The sequence below is a fragment of the Nocardia noduli genome, from assembly GCF_019038455.1.
GTDB lineage: Bacteria > Actinomycetota > Actinomycetes > Mycobacteriales > Mycobacteriaceae > Nocardia > Nocardia noduli.
Genome location: NZ_JAFMPL010000029.1, coordinates 61,090 through 74,967, shown reverse-complemented (window position 1 = coordinate 74,967; position 13,878 = coordinate 61,090). Strand labels below are relative to the sequence as shown.

The 13,878-nt window shown below is 68.5% G+C and carries 11 protein-coding genes; 5 read left to right on the top strand and 6 right to left on the bottom strand.

The window, feature by feature from the left end; translation table 11 throughout:
* From JZ792_RS18235 to JZ792_RS18220, 4 genes are all read right to left on the bottom strand, one after another.
* Positions 1 to 3,189, bottom strand: a 3,189-nt coding sequence (locus JZ792_RS18235; RefSeq protein WP_308165347.1) for an alpha-(1->3)-arabinofuranosyltransferase, incomplete at its 3' end; no start/stop codon positions are given.
* Between the two features lie 124 nt (positions 3,190 to 3,313).
* The gene (locus JZ792_RS18230; RefSeq protein ID WP_109523124.1) at positions 3,314 to 3,481 is read right to left on the bottom strand and encodes a DUF2613 domain-containing protein; all 168 of its coding nucleotides are present in this window, start codon (positions 3,479 to 3,481) and stop codon (positions 3,314 to 3,316) included.
* A gap of 136 nt (positions 3,482 to 3,617) precedes the next feature.
* Positions 3,618 to 4,712: an isochorismate synthase gene (locus JZ792_RS18225; RefSeq protein ID WP_216911655.1), complete on the bottom strand. Its 1,095-nt coding sequence runs from the start codon at positions 4,710 to 4,712 to the stop codon at positions 3,618 to 3,620.
* Positions 4,713 to 4,781: 69 nt separating this feature from the next.
* Positions 4,782 to 5,261: a universal stress protein gene (locus JZ792_RS18220; protein ID WP_216911654.1), complete on the bottom strand. Its 480-nt coding sequence runs from the start codon at positions 5,259 to 5,261 to the stop codon at positions 4,782 to 4,784.
* A 148-nt stretch (positions 5,262 to 5,409) separates the two neighbouring features.
* Between JZ792_RS18220 and JZ792_RS18215 the strand changes: the two genes are divergently transcribed.
* From JZ792_RS18215 to JZ792_RS18200, 4 genes are all read left to right on the top strand, one after another.
* Positions 5,410 to 6,576, top strand: a complete 1,167-nt coding sequence (locus JZ792_RS18215) for a glycoside hydrolase family 3 N-terminal domain-containing protein (protein WP_308165346.1) — start codon at positions 5,410 to 5,412, stop codon at positions 6,574 to 6,576.
* Between the two features lie 254 nt (positions 6,577 to 6,830).
* Positions 6,831 to 7,430 carry a TetR/AcrR family transcriptional regulator gene (locus JZ792_RS18210; protein WP_216911652.1) on the top strand — a complete coding sequence of 200 codons (600 nt, stop codon included), beginning with the start codon at positions 6,831 to 6,833 and terminating at the stop codon, positions 7,428 to 7,430.
* A gap of 110 nt (positions 7,431 to 7,540) precedes the next feature.
* Positions 7,541 to 8,656: a DUF5685 family protein gene (locus tag JZ792_RS18205; protein ID WP_216911651.1), complete on the top strand. Its 1,116-nt coding sequence runs from the start codon at positions 7,541 to 7,543 to the stop codon at positions 8,654 to 8,656.
* A 78-nt stretch (positions 8,657 to 8,734) separates the two neighbouring features.
* Entirely contained in the window at positions 8,735 to 9,976 is a 1,242-nt protein-coding gene (locus tag JZ792_RS18200) for a DUF5685 family protein (RefSeq protein WP_308165345.1), read from the top strand.
* Between the two features lie 72 nt (positions 9,977 to 10,048).
* Here the strand turns inward: JZ792_RS18200 and JZ792_RS18195 are convergent, their stop codons facing one another.
* Entirely contained in the window at positions 10,049 to 10,912 is an 864-nt protein-coding gene (locus tag JZ792_RS18195; protein ID WP_308165344.1) for a MaoC family dehydratase, read from the bottom strand.
* Complete coding sequence (locus JZ792_RS18190; protein WP_216911650.1) at positions 10,909 to 12,267, bottom strand: 3-oxoacyl-ACP reductase; 1,359 nt, start codon at positions 12,265 to 12,267, stop codon at positions 10,909 to 10,911. The genes JZ792_RS18195 and JZ792_RS18190 overlap by 4 nt, the downstream gene beginning before the upstream one ends.
* A gap of 234 nt (positions 12,268 to 12,501) precedes the next feature.
* Here JZ792_RS18190 and JZ792_RS18185 point away from each other — a divergent pair, with 234 nt between their 5' ends.
* Positions 12,502 to 13,812 carry an acetyl-CoA C-acetyltransferase gene (locus tag JZ792_RS18185; protein WP_216911649.1) on the top strand — a complete coding sequence of 437 codons (1,311 nt, stop codon included), beginning with the start codon at positions 12,502 to 12,504 and terminating at the stop codon, positions 13,810 to 13,812.
* Positions 13,813 to 13,878: the final 66 nt, after the last annotated feature.

Here is a 13,878-nt window from a genome sequence, read left to right as displayed (position 1 = left end):
ATCCAATACCGGCGTCCAGCTCTGGATGCTGAGTTCGATCCGGTCGGTGACGGTCGGGAACAGCGATATCCGCGCGGGTTCCCCGTCTTCCCGGTCCTTGTCGAGTTCACGGACCTGCGGACCGTTGCCGAGATTCACCGAGACCGAGGTGGGTGCGGCGGGCAGCCCGCCGAGCGAGGTGGTGAGATCGAGGCCCGTGACCAGCGCCGGTTCCGGCAGTTCGATCGTCAGTGTCGGTTTGGCGCCGGTCCTGGATCGCACCGAATCCTCGGGCGCGGTCCAACTGGTACGCGGGTCGCCGTCGGTCGCGGCGAAGGCGGCGCCGCGCAGGTCGCCGACATCGGCCTTGCCGCGGGCCACCGGACGGTCGGGGTCGGTGAGCATGGCTTCCAGCGCGGGCCCCTGCCTGGTGCGCAGGGTCAGTCGCGGGGTGACCGGCATCGGTTCCGGCGAGGTGAGGGTGCGCTGGAAAGTACCGGGTTCTTCCGGTGCAAGGGCGAGCCCTTTACTGCATCTGATTCGTTCGGGGGTGTCGAAACACGCACTGCGCCCGGGGAATTCCTGTCCCAGATCCCAGGTTTCGACCCGCGCGCCCGCCGGTGTCGGCGGCAGGACGGTGCGATGCCTGATGTCGACGCGCACCGGTGCGTCGCGCACGGAGTAGTCGTCGAGAGTCAGTTCGCTGATGCCGAATTGTCCACCGCGACGGCCACCTTCGGTGCGGATCGCGGTGATGCTCACCCAGTCGGTCGAACCGACGGGCAGTGGGATCGACACCGGCGTACCGGGTTCGGTGATCCGCGCGGACACACTGCCGTTGACGGTGCGCACCTCGACCCATTTCACCGGATCGCCGATAGCGGCCGGGCTGGTGGTCAGGCGCAGCAATCCGGAGCGTAGCGGACGGTCGAGATCGAGCCGAAGCCACTGTCCCACCGAACTTTCCAGTCCGCTGCTGATCCAGGATGTGGCCGGGTCGCCGTCGATCACGGCGGTCGTCGAACTGCCGGGGGCCGAACCGCCGATCTGGGTGGCGTCGGAGGCCGAACTCGACGCGGTGATCGTCGCGCCCGACCATTGTCCGCGCACCGGCTCCGCACCGGCCACCGGATAGTCGGGCACCAGATTGTGGGTGCGCCGCGGATCGTCCGGGGCACGCAGGGCCGAATTGTGGTTGTCGACGCGGCCGAAATCCGATTCCCGGTCCATCGGCGTATCGGTGATGGTCAGCGGTCCGATCGGCAGTCCGGCTGCGGCCGCGTCGCCCGCGAGCAGGACCGGCGCGTCGGAGTGCTCCGGATCGCGGCGCAGTCGTTCGAGTACTTCGGGACCGCCCTGCACGACCGGCACCGAGGCCAGCGGGACGGTGTACGCGCCGGGGAAAGAATCCGGCGCGCCGACCCCAGTGGCGACCGCGACCGGTGTGCCGGGGGCGCGCGCGTCGACGCGATAGATCTCGACCGCCGGGTAGGCGGGACGCAGATCGCCGTCGGCCACCAGGTTGTCGGCGATGACGGCCGGTTCGATCGGATTGCCGAATTCGGCGACCCTGGTCAGCCCCGGCGACCCCTCGATCGCCCGGTGCGCGAGCAGCGGTCGCGTCGAGCGCGAGGTCTCCGGATCGAGATCGTTGCGCAGCACCAGATAGCCGATGCCCTGGTCGGCCAGGGTCGCCGCGAGTCCTTCCGAGGGGCGGCCGTCGGCGATCAGCCGCTGCACCGAATCCATCGCGCGGATGGTGCCGGGCGGGTTGAGCGGGACGGCGTCGCGGATCGCCCACGGGGTGTCGGCCAGCGCCTGAAGCGGCTCGTCCCTGGTCAGGCCCCATACCTGGCTGCCGAAGGGCGCGCCGGGTACCACGAGCGCGCGGGTCTCGGCGGCATTGTCGGACAGCCACCGCGCGGTCTGTTCCCAGTAGGCGGGGACCTCGTCGTAGGCCCCGCGCGGGGCCAGTTTGCCGGTCCAGGCCAGCGACGTGGACAGTGTCAGCGCGGCGAGCACGAGGGCCGCGATCGCGACCATGCGGTCACGTTCGGGGTGCGCGAAGGCGCTGCGCCACACCGGCAGCGGTGACGAGACGGGTAGCGGCACCCGCGAGAGCAGATGCGCGAGACCGATGACGAGCGGAAGCCGGATCAGCGGTTCGAGTTTGTGCACATTGCGCAGCGGCGCACCACCGGAATCGAGGAAGACGCGGACCGATTCGGCGAACGGACCGCTGAGTTCCCCGACGTAACCGGCGCAGATCCCGACCAGGCCGACCAGCAGGATCAGCGCGAACCGGCCGCGGAACGGCATGGTCCGCATGGCCAGTCCGGCCAGTCCCGCCGCCGCGAGGAGGCCGGTCGCCAGTACCGCCGCGGGCTGGGTGACCAGCACCGCGCCCGCGATACGTTCCGGGGAGACGAACGGCGTCCAGCTGTCGGTGCCGCGCAGCACCTCGGCCAGGGAGGCCCACTGGGTGGTGACGCCGGAGGATTCGATGTAGTCGAGGAACGGCGGGCTGACCTTGCCGAGCAGCAACAGGGGCACCGCCCACCACAGGGTGGCCAGTACGAGCAGCGGAATCCACGACCTGGTGAAACGCCACCAGTCGCGATTGGGCCGATACGAGGCCCACCACAGCAGGGCGGGCAGGAAGGCCGCGACGGTGGCGACCGCGTTGACCGAACCCATCAGCGCGAGGGCGAGCGCGCTGCCCGCGGGCGATACCGCGCCGCCGCGCGCGCGTCGGCGATAGGCGGTGCCGAGCGCGGCGGGAGCGAGCAGCACCCACGGCGCGAGCATCATCGGCAGCGTCTCCGAGGAGATCGAGCCGAGTGTCGTCAGCACCCGGGGCGAGAGGGCGAACGCGATCGCCGCGATGATCCTGGATCCGCGACTGCCGATGCCGAGCACTTCGCAGAGCCGGACGATGCCCCAGAACCCGGCGAGCAGCAGTAGCGCCCACCAGATCCGCTGGGTCACCCAGGCGGGCAGGCCGAGGATGTGCCCGGCCGAGAAGAACGCTCCGTGCGGGAAGAAATAGCCGTAGGCCTGGTTCTGCACCTGCCCCATCGGGGCCTGGCTGCTCCACAGGTGGGCGGCGCGTTCGAGGAATCCGAGCGGATTCTGCGCCAGATCGTATTTCGTGTCGGCGACCGTGAGACCGGGCGCCTGGAGAAAGGTGAGCAGGAATGCCGCGACCACGGTCCCGGCAAACCAGCGTCTACCCAGCGGTGCGACTTCCGGACGAGCCTGAGCTTGTGCCCCTTCTCGAACCTCTGCCGCGCCGGAGCCGAGCGAGTCGGCGGATGAAGCGGAGGTCAGAGGCTCAGCGGGCGCCGTATTCAACGTTGTTGAGCAACGAGGAATCCGGGTCTCCCCGGTCGAGGTCGGGGCGCGAGTTCTGCTGCACAGCGGCTGTGATCACGAATACCGCGACCGCGCCGAGGACGGCACCGGCGACCGCACTCGCAATGCCAGGGACAGCAAACTTCATCGCGGGACTCCAATACATCGACGCAGGCACATTCCGGGTCAACCTAGCAGGCCGATCGGTCTGCCGGTGTCAACAGTCCGTGTTTTCGCGCGCCGAATCCGGAAACTGCTGGTCGGTTGTCCGATTCTGCGCGGACTCAGTGCGCGGGGACGACGCAATCCAGTCCGCGCAACAGTGTGCGCAGTTTGGCCGTGGTCTCGTCGAGTTCGACCTCGGGATTCGACGCGGCGACGATGCCGCCGCCCGCGCTCGCCCGCACCGCGTGGCCGTCGGCCGACAATTCGGCGCAGCGGATCGCGACGACCCATTCGCCGTCACCGGCCGCGTCGCACCAGCCGACCGCGCCACCGTAGAAACCTCGATCCTGCTCGCCCGCCGTGATGATCTCCAGGGCGAGCGCGGTCGGGGTGCCGCAGACCGCGGGGGTCGGATGCAACATGATCGCCAGATCGAGCGCGGTCGTCGCCCGGTCACGCAGGATGCCGGTGATCGGGGTGGCCAGGTGCCAGACTTCCGGCGTGCTGACCAGTTCCGGACCGTCGGGAATGGACAGTTCGGCGCAGACGGGCGCGAGGATCTCGCGGATCCAGTCGATCACGAACGCGTGCTCGTCGCGATTCTTGGTGCTGGACAACAGTTCCGCGGCCTGCGCGGCATCGGCCGCCGGATCCGAAGGCCGCGGCATCGTGCCCGCGAGCGGCCGCAGGGTCACGGTGTCGCCGTGGCGGGCGACGAGGACTTCGGGTGTCGCGCCGATCAGGGTCGCGCCGTCGCGGCCGGAGGGCGTCAGGTCGACGGCGAAGACATTCGCGTGCGGATGCCTGGTCAGCAGGTGCGCGGCGACGAGTTCGGCATCGAGCGGGCTGTCGGCCTCGGCCAGCACGGATCTGGCCGCGACGATCTTGCGCAGCGGCTGGCCGGGATCGTTGAGCAGTTCGACCAGCGCCCGCACCCGTTCCACATGTGCCGCGGGAGAGGGGATCTCGTCGACCACCCGGACCGGGGGCAGCGGGGGGAGCGCGGCGGGTCGCCACGGTCCCGCCGTGTGCAGTACCTCGCGTGGCGCGTTCAACGCGGCGGGCCCGCTCGGATCGAAGGGCAGCGCGCCGACGATCAGGTCCGCCGTCCCGTCCCGCAGCGCGCGCCCCGCCGCCGCCGGTTCGGCGAAGACGCGATGACTACCGTGCGCGCGCAGCACACTGCCGGGTTGGGCGAGCAGGAATTCGTTCATGATCCTTCGACACTAACGCCGCCGGCCGCCGAGTCCGGATGCTGCGAGAGATGTCTCAGCGAGGATGTCTCAGCGTGCCGGTTCGCGGCCGGGCGGAACCATGAGCACCGGGCGGTGGCAGTGTTTCAACACCGCGTCCGCGACACTGCTGTGCAGGAGCGCGCGGATCCCGGTGGCGCCGCGGGTGCCCGCGACGATGATGTCGACGTCGAGTTCGTCGGCGCAGTCGACGATGGCGTTCCATATGGTCGACGAGCATTCGGCGGTCCGCGCCTCGGCGTTGAGCCCGGCCAGTTTCGCCAGCCGCACACCCTCGATATTGACGTTCCTGGCGTCGACGTAGGCGATGTCCTCGATCTCCTCGTCGGGCACCCATTCCGGCTGCATCACCCCGGAGAGTCCCGACAGTCTGGCCGCCTGGCGCACCATGGGCTCCCAGGCGGTGAGCACGACGGCACGGTTCGCGGACAGGAACCGTCCGGCGTATTCGACAGCGCGCTTGGCGTTCTCGGAACCGTCGTAGGCGATGAGCATCAAGTCGCAGGGCATGATGACCTCCCGGTGAGGGCGCACGGCCATTTTACCGGATCGGGCCGTGTCGTTCCGGGTGTGACGGCGGCCGTCCGCGCGCCGCCGCCGACGCGCCGGAGCGCCCCGGGGACGGACTCGGGCCTGTCGCGCAGTAGCGTGGATGTCCATGCGGAAGACGCCTCTCGTTCTGCTCGCGATCATCACCGCAGTCGCCACCGCCTGCTCCGGCGGTGACAGCGACACCGAAACCGCCGCGACCTCGACCACGCCGCTGTCGACGGGGCCGACCACCACCGGCGAATCGTCGATCACCCCGGCCCAGCGCGATTGCGGAGCGGCCTACCTGGCGCAGTTCACGCCGCGCCAGAAGCTGGCCCAGCTGCTGACCGTCGGCATCACCGGCGGCGCGGACGCGATGGAGACGGTGACATCCGAGCAGGTCGGCGGTGTTTTCGTGGGTGGGTGGACGGATAAGTCGCTGCTGACCAACGGCCAGTTGCCGCAGATCCAGCAGACCGCGATCGTGCCGCTCATGGTCACCATCGACGAGGAGGGCGGCCGGGTCTCGCGCGTCGCGGATCTGATCGGCGCGGCGCCCTCGGCCCGGGAGACCGCCCAGACGATGACCCCCGAGGAGTTCTACCAGGCGAGTCTGGTCCGCGGCCGGGCGCTGAAGAATCTGGGTGTGACGGTCGATTTCGCCCCCGATGTCGACGTCAGCAGTCAGCCCGACGATTCCGTCATCGGCGACCGCTCGTTCTCCGATGATCCCGACGTGGTCACCCGCTACGCCGACGCCTATATCCGCGCCATGAACGAGGTCGGCGTCGGGTCGGTCATGAAGCATTTCCCCGGCCACGGTTCCGGCTCGGGCGATTCGCATACCGGCGCGGTGCGGACACCGCCGCTGGATCAGTTGCAGACCAGTGATCTGGTGCCCTTCCGCAATCTCATCGGTTCCGGCGCCGCCGTCATGGTCGGTCATCTCGACGTGCCCGGCCTGACCGCGCCGAATATCCCCGCCAGTATCAGCCCGGCGGCGATGTCGTTGTTGCGCAACGGTTCCGGTTACGGCGCCGCGCCGTTCGACGGCCCCATCTTCACCGACGATCTGAGCGGTATGGCCGCCATCACCAGCAGGCTGGGGATCGAGGCGGCGGTGGAGGCCGCGCTGGTGGCCGGTGCGGACAACGCCCTGTGGATCAGTACCGACGCGGTGTCGAGTGTGCTCGACCAGTTGGAGAACGCGGTGGCGAGCGGCAGGCTGCCCGCCGCGCAGGTCGACGCCTCGGTGCTGCGCAACGGCAAATACAAGGGCGCGGCTCGCTGCTGATCCCGTTTCCGGTCACATCCCCTCGGCCCGCGCCTCTGTGCGCGGGCCGTCGCGTCACCCCGTCATGTCGGTCGCGGAAGGTCTGGTCGTAACGTAGGCGGGCCGACCCGCCGCCGGATCGCACGTCTAGCCTCATCGAGTCCGGTCGGTGGTGACCGCGCACAGTCCGGGATGACGGCGACTGGTGAGCAAATCCAACCCGCCGAACTTACCTTGGAGTAATATAGGGACTTCACCCTGTGGTAGGAGAGTGGATGGCGGGCGGAACGAAGCGACTTCCTCGGGCGGTTCGTGAGCAGCAGATGCTCGATGCCGCCGTCGAGGTTTTCTCGCGCAACGGGTTCCACGACACATCGATGGACGCGATCGCCGCCGAGGCGAAGATCTCCAAACCGATGCTTTACCTGTACTACGGCTCGAAAGACGAACTGTTCCGCGCGTGCATCCAGCGTGAGGGCCTGCGTTTCATCGAATCCGTGACACCGGCGGGCAACCCGCTGCTGACCCCGCACGAACAGGTGCGTACCGCGCTGGAGGGTTTTCTCGGCTTCGTCGACCGCAACCGCAGGTCATGGCAGGTCCTCTACCGGCAGGCCATCGGCCAGCAGGCCTTCGCCTCGGAAATCGAGAACGCCCGTGAGCGCGTCATCGAACTGACCGCCAAACTACTCGAGTCCAGCGCCAAATATCCCGAACCCGGCACCAACTTCGATGTGGTGGCGGTGGCCGTCATCGGTGCGGGCGAGGCGATCGCCGATCGGGTCGCCAGCGGTCGCATCGAAGTCTCCGAAGCGGTCGACCTACTCGACGACCTGGCCTGGCGCGGTCTGGCCGGGCGCAAGAAGGCCGAGTAGCCCCGAACCTCCCCTCGCCTTGCCGTGCGCGGTGCGGGGTGTCAGAGTTTCCTATCCCGCGGCGAATCGATCCGCGGTGAACGAATCCGGATCGAAAGAATCGGGGCCGCATGTTCGGGCTGCTCACCCCCTGTGCGCACGGCGCGCACAAATACGGCATCGACCCGTCGCAGTGGCGCGCCCACATGTGTGGGCTGTGCGTCGGTCTGCGTGACGGACACGGTCAGCTCGCCCGCACCGCCACCAATACCGACGCGATGGTGCTCAGCATGCTCACCGAGACCCAGCTCGGCGGTCCGGTCGCTCGCACCGAGGCCGGGCCGTGCGCCTTGCGCGGGATGCGTCGCGCGAGTGTCGCCGCCGCCGATTCGCCCGGTGTCCGGTTGGCCTCGACCGCGTCATTGCTGTTGGGTGCGGCCAAGATTCGCGATCACGCCGACGATCGTGACAGTTCGCCGCTGTTGCGCCGTCCGATGGCGATGGTGTCGGGACGCTGGGCAGACGGCGCGCGGGCCCAGGCCGCGCTGATCGACCTCGACGTGGAACCGCTTGTCGCCGCGATCGATTCCCAGGGTTCGCTGGAAGCACGCGCGGCTGCGTCGGATTCGCGGCCGATATCCCTCGATGAACTGACCGCCCCGACCCAGCTGTGCGCGGCCGAATTCTTCGCCCACACCGCCGTGCTCGCCGACCGCACCGCGAATGTCGAGCCGTTGCGCGAGGCAGGCCGCAATTTCGGGCGCATCGCCCACCTCGCGGATGCCGTCGAGGATCTGGAGGACGATCTCGCCCACGATCGGTTCAACCCGCTCGCCGCGACGGCGACCGCCGTCGATGACGCCTACGACCTGCTGCGCCGATCCGATACGGCCCTGCGGGAAGCCGTCACCGAAGTCGGACTCGATCGCGAGCCGACGGTGCGGTGGATGCTGCTCGATCCGCTCTCCAGCCTGCTCACCGGAATGGGCCGTGACCTCGGCATTCTCGCCCCCGCCGCGCACTATCCGCAGTACCCGGACCAGTATCCGCCGCAGTATCCCGACGATCCGAATCGGCGCAGACGCAAACCGAACCTGCTCGAGGGCATCGGCAAATTCCTCGTGCAGTATCCGACCGGCTACGCCTGCGTCGCCGACCACGACCGGCCGTGCAGCGGGCGCAGGAAGAAGGCCTGGATCAAGCGCATGGACTGCTGCGACTGCGGCGATTGCTGTTGCGACTGCTGAGTTACCGCGCGCTTCCGGTTCGCCTCGCGGGCGAACGGCTGCCAGGATGCTGTGGATCGACATGAAGGATCGGCCGTCGTGCGTCGGCCGGGGGAGGAATGGGGCGGAGTGTTCGGAATGCTGCGGCCGTGTTCGCACGGTGCGGAGAAATACGGAATCGACGCGTCGCAGTGGCGCGCGCACATGTGCGGGCTGTGCCTGGGTCTGCGTGACGGGCACGGTCAACTGGCGCGTACCGCGACCAATACCGACGCGATCGTGCTGAGCGTGCTGACCGAGGCCCAGCTCGCGGGTCCGATGGCGCGCACCACGGCGGGCCCCTGCGCGCTGCGCGGCATGCAGCGCGCGGAAGTGGCCCCCGCCGACGCGCCGGGCGTGCTGCTGGCCGCCACCGCCTCACTGCTACTGGGTTCGGCCAAGATCCGCGATCACGTCGAGGACCGTGACGGTTCGGTGCTCACCCGTCGTCCGATGGCGAAGGTGTCGCACCGCTGGGCCGATCGCGCGCGTGGTCAGGCCGAGCGGATCGGGCTCGATATCGAACCGCTCGTCGGCGCGATCGCCGGGCAGACCGATCTCGAACACCGGGCGGCCGGTACCCACCGCGCGGTCGACGCGAGCCTGTCCGAGGCCGGGCGCGCAACGTCGATCTCGCTCGACGAACTCACCGGCCCGACCCAACTGTGCGCGGCCGAATTCTTCGCTCACACCGCCGTTCTCGCGGGTCGCACGGAGAATATCGACCCATTGCGCGAGGCGGGCAGGCATTTCGGGCGCATCGCCCACCTCGCCGATGCCGTCGAGGATTTCGACGCCGACCGGGCACGTGGCCGGTTCAACCCGCTCACCGTCACCGGCACGACGATGCCGCAGGCCTACGACCTGCTGCGTGAATCCGAATCGGCGCTGCGCGCGGCCGTCGCCGAGGCGCAATTGGCGGATCTGCCGACGGTGCGCTGGATCCTGCTCGATCCATTGCACTCGCTGCTGCGTCGATTGCGTCGCGGGATCGGTGAGCCGATCGCCCACGCGTGCAATGCCTCTTCGCAGCATGTGGCAGGCCGTGCGGACGCGCCGCACGCGCATCGTGGCGGGACCGGCCATCGTCCCCCGACGCGGCCGAACATCGGCACCGGAATCGCCATCGTTCTCGGCGTGTATTGCACCGGCTGGGCCTGCTGTAACGAGCACACCGCCCCGTGTAGCGGTGAACGCAGAGATGCTCTGTGCAGTGGTGAGTGCGACTGCGGCTGCGGTGACTGCTGTGATTGCGGCGACTGCTGTGATTGCGGCGATTGCGGTTGCTGCTGCGACTGCTGATTCGGTCGGCGCGGCATAAGACGAGAAGCCCTCGAACCGTTCAGGATTCGAGGGCTTCTCGGATGCGGGCGATCAGCGCAGGGTCGCCGTCAGATGCGGGTACCCCTTCTTCGGATGTTTCAGCGCGAGATCCCAGCCGCCCGAGACCTGGTCCGCGTACATGTTCACCGTCGACGGCAGCAGGATCGGCTTCCCGAATTTCACCGTGTAGGTGGACTTCTCGGGGATCCGGCCCTCGATCGAGCCGAGTATCGCGGCGGCCGACCACATTCCGTGCGCGATCGGCTTCGGGAACCCGAAAGCCTTGGCGCCCAACGCCGAGGTGTGGATCGGATTGTGGTCACCGGAGGCCGCGGCGTACCGGTTGATCATCTTCTGATCCACCCGCAGCGCGCGCAGCGGTGGCGGTGGCACCTCGTCCGGTTTCGGTGCGGGTTTGGGTTCGCCCGACAGCGAGGTCTTCTGCTGGTGCAGGAACGTGGTCACCTGACGCCACACCAGTTCTCGCCCGACCTTCACCTCGGTGATCGCGTCGACGAGCAGACCTTTGGGGTGTTCGCGCAGGTTCTCGATATGGGTTTCGAAATCCAGCGGTTCGGCCACCGAGATCTCGCGTGCGCGTTCGATCGTGTTCTCCGCGTGCACCGCGCCCACCGCGACGAACGGGAAATCGCGGGCGACCACCAGTTGCATCGCCAGCGGGAAGCTCAGCACGAACGGGTAGGTCAGCGGCAGCGAATCACCGAAACGCAGCCCGGTGGCCCGGCAGTAGGCGGCCAGATGGTCCGGGTCGACCCGGAAACCTTCCAGTCGCACCACGCGATCCGGCAGCGACGCGCGGCGCTGTGACAGCAGCGGCACCGCGCCGAGTGCGGCCTTGACGAAGAGTTTGCTGTTCTTCGGCGGCTCGGTGAGCGAGATCCTCTGCGTCATCATGCCCCGATCAGGCTCTGCCCGCAGACCCGAACGACATTGCCGCTCACCGCGTTCGACGCCGGTCCGGCGAAGTAGGCGATGGTCTCGGCGACGTCGACGGTCTGGCCGCCCTGCAACAGCGAGCTCATCAGCCGTCCGGCCTCGCGGGTGGCGAGCGGGATGGCGGCGGTCATCGCGGTCTCGATGAAACCGGGCGCGACGGCGTTGATGGTGATGCCCTTCTCCGCCAGCTTCGGCGCCTCGGCGTCGACCATGCCGATGACGCCCGCCTTGGACGCGCCGTAGTTGGTCTGGCCGCGGTTGCCCGCGATACCCGCGATGGAGGACACGTCGATCACGCGCCCGCCTTCCTTGAGCACGCCGCGGGCGACCAGGCCTTCGGTGATGCGGTGCGGCGCGGCCAGATTCACGTTGATGACCGAATTCCAGCGGCCCTCGTCCATATTGGCCAGCAGTTTGTCGCGGGTGATGCCCGCGTTGTGCACGATGATGTCGATCCAGCCGAATCGCTCGGTGGCGAAATCGGCCAGTTTCTCGGCGGCGTCGGGGGCGGTGACGTCGAGCGCGAGCGCGGTGCCGCCGACCTTGTTCGCCGTCTGCGACAGTGCCTCGCCCGCGGCCGGGATATCGGCGACGATGACGGTGGCGCCGTCACGGGCGAAAACCTCGGCGATGGTCGCGCCGATACCGCGCGCCGCGCCGGTGACGACGGCGACCTTGCCCGCCAGCGGCTTGTCCCAGTCGGCGGGGGCGGTGGAATCGGCCGAGCCGACCCGGATCACCTGTCCGTCGACGAACGCCGATTTGGCCGAGAGCAGGAAGCGCAGTGTGGATTCCAGACCGCTGGCGTTCGGCGCGGCCTCCGGCGAAAGGTAGACCAGTTGCGCGGTGGAGCCGCGCAGCAGTTCCTTGCCGAGTGAACGGGTGAAACCCTCGAGCGCGCGCTGGGCGATCTGCTCGTCGACGCTGCCGGTCAGTTCCGGCGTGGTGCCGATGACGAGGACGCGGCCCGACGCGGTCAGGCTGCGCAGGGCGGGCTGGAAGAATTCGAAGAGCTGCGAGAGTTCTTCGATCGAGCCGATTCCGGTGGCGTCGAAGACGAGCGCGCCGTGCTTGGCGCCCTGCTCGAGCGAGTCTGCGAAGGTGTAGTCGGACAGGAGTGCGCGCACCGGTTCGGCCACGCGGCCCTTGCCGCCGATCAGTACCGGGCCGGGCAGCGCCGCTTCACCTTTGGCGTAGCGGCGCAGGTTCTCCGGCTTCGGCAAGCCCAGCTTGCTCGCCAGGAACTGGCCGGGGGCGGAGTGTACGAACGATCCGTAGAGGTTGGGAGCACCCTTACTCTTGCTGGCTGCCACTGTTCCTACCTTTTCTGTGTCGTGGTGGTCTCGTGCACTGCATGCCCCAGGCGAACGTGCTGACACGTGCGGGGTACGGTGTCGACAATTAACTTACTCCAGAGTAAGTTTAATGTAAACCGATACCGCCGCCTGTCGGGTACGCGCGAGGAATTTCCGCGTCCCGCCCCGGCGACGGTGTGCAGGCAGCTGTTCCCAGTGCATATGCCCACCCCACGAGACCTGGAGACTCGAGTGACAAGCAAAGCCCGTTCGGCCAAGACCCCGCGGCAGCCGCGCCCGATCGCGATCGTGGGCGGTAACCGGATTCCGTTCGCCCGCTCCGACAAGGCCTACGCGCACGCCTCCAACCAGGACATGTTCACCGCCGCGCTGGACGGCCTCGTCAGCCGCTTCAATTTGCAGGGTGAGCGCCTCGGAATGGTCGTCGGCGGCGCGGTGCTCAAGCGGGTCGGCGAGCACAGCCTGATCCGTGAGAGCGTTCTCGGCTCCACGCTGAGCCCCTACACCCCGGCCCACGATCTACAGCTGGCCTGCGGCACCGGCCTGCAGTCCATCGTCACCGTGGGCGACGCCATAGGGGCTGGTCGGATTGATGCCGGAATCGGCGGCGGTACCGACACCACCTCCGACGCGCCGATCGGCGTCAGCGAGGGCATGCGCGAGTGGATGCTCGACGCCAACCGGGCCAAGTCCAACAAGGACCGGCTCAAGCTCGTCGGCCAGTTGCGGCCCGGCATGCTCGGTATCGAGATCCCGCGCAACGCCGAACCGCGCACCGGCCTGTCGATGGGCGAGCACGCCGCCATCACCGCCAAGGAATTCGGCATCGCCCGCGAGGCCCAGGACGAACTGGCCTACCTGTCGCACAAGAACATGGCCGCCGCCTACGACCGCGGTTTCTTCGACGACCAGATCACCCCGTTCCTCGGCCTCACCCGCGACGACAACCTGCGTCCCGGATCGACCGTCGAGAAGTTGTCCACGCTGAAGCCGGTCTTCGGCGTCAAGGCGGGCGGCGCGACCATGACCGCGGGCAACTCGACCCCGCTGACCGACGGCGCGTCCGCGGTGCTGCTGTCCAGCGACGAATGGGCCGCCGAGCGCAAACTGCCGACCCTGGCCTACCTGGTCGATTCCAAGGTCGCGGCCGTCGACTACATCCACGGCCCCGACGGCCTGCTGATGGCACCGACCTACGCGGTACCGCGCATGCTGGCCCGCAACGGCCTGACCCTGCAGGATTTCGACTACTACGAGATCCACGAGGCCTTCGCCTCCGTTGTCCTCGCCACCCTCCAGGCCTGGGAATCCGACCAGTACTGCAAGGAACGCCTCGGCCTCGACGGCGCCCTCGGCGCCATCGACCGCGGCAAACTCAATGTCAACGGCTCCTCCCTCGCCGCGGGCCACCCCTTCGCCGCGACCGGCGGCCGCATCGTCGCCTCCACCGCGAAACTGCTCGCGGAAAAGGGTTCGGGCCGCGCCCTCATCTCCATCTGCGCCGCGGGCGGCCAGGGCGTCGTCGCCATCCTGGAGCGCTGAGACACGGAAAGGGTGGCATCCGATCCTTCCCCGGGATCGGATGCCACCCATCGCTGGATCCCGGTT

What these genes read in the sequence shown, in the direction of transcription:
- JZ792_RS18230 (WP_109523124.1), bottom strand. Translation starts at nt 3,481, where the DNA reads ATGAAGTTTGCTGTCCCTGGCATTGCGAGTGCGGTCGCCGGTGCCGTC.
- JZ792_RS18225 (WP_216911655.1), bottom strand. Translation starts at nt 4,712, where the DNA reads ATGAACGAATTCCTGCTCGCCCAACCCGGCAGTGTGCTGCGCGCGCAC.
- JZ792_RS18220 (WP_216911654.1), bottom strand. Translation starts at nt 5,261, where the DNA reads ATGCCCTGCGACTTGATGCTCATCGCCTACGACGGTTCCGAGAACGCC.
- JZ792_RS18215 (WP_308165346.1), top strand. Translation starts at nt 5,410, where the DNA reads ATGCGGAAGACGCCTCTCGTTCTGCTCGCGATCATCACCGCAGTCGCC.
- JZ792_RS18210 (WP_216911652.1), top strand. Translation starts at nt 6,831, where the DNA reads ATGGCGGGCGGAACGAAGCGACTTCCTCGGGCGGTTCGTGAGCAGCAG.
- JZ792_RS18205 (WP_216911651.1), top strand. Translation starts at nt 7,541, where the DNA reads ATGTTCGGGCTGCTCACCCCCTGTGCGCACGGCGCGCACAAATACGGC.
- JZ792_RS18195 (WP_308165344.1), bottom strand. Translation starts at nt 10,912, where the DNA reads ATGATGACGCAGAGGATCTCGCTCACCGAGCCGCCGAAGAACAGCAAA.